This is a genomic window from Marinifilum sp. D714, from assembly GCF_030851345.1.
GTDB lineage: Bacteria > Bacteroidota > Bacteroidia > Bacteroidales > Marinifilaceae > Marinifilum.
In genome coordinates, this window is record NZ_JALPNU010000098.1 from 1 (window position 1) to 324 (window position 324).

The 324-nt window shown below is 39.5% G+C and carries 1 protein-coding gene; it reads right to left on the minus strand.

What is annotated here, in order from left to right:
• Positions 1–112: 112 nt before the first annotated feature.
• On the minus strand, positions 113–324 hold a 212-nt coding region (locus tag M0051_RS19695), incomplete at its 5' end, for a hypothetical protein (RefSeq protein WP_306743280.1).

Here is a 324-nt window from a genome sequence, read left to right on the forward strand (position 1 = left end):
TTCGTTTTTGGGTCAAGCCAAAAATGAAAAGCCCATCCGGCTCGAGGATAAAAGAAGATTAATTTTTATTACCATTATCTGCCTGTAGGTATTTCTTCTTAAAGCAATGTCTTTACGTTAGCACATCTCGCTTCACATTTACCCTTTTGTTATTCCTTTTAGTCATGAGGCGCTTTGCTTTGTATCCAAAAAGGGAGAAATCCCTAAGATATCCTAAAGAGAAACTTTTATCGGGTGCCGCCAATCGGACGCGATTCGAGACAAAACTTTGCTTTGGAATGGCGAACGGTATCCGATTGCCTTGATCTTTTTTGCTTCGTTTTT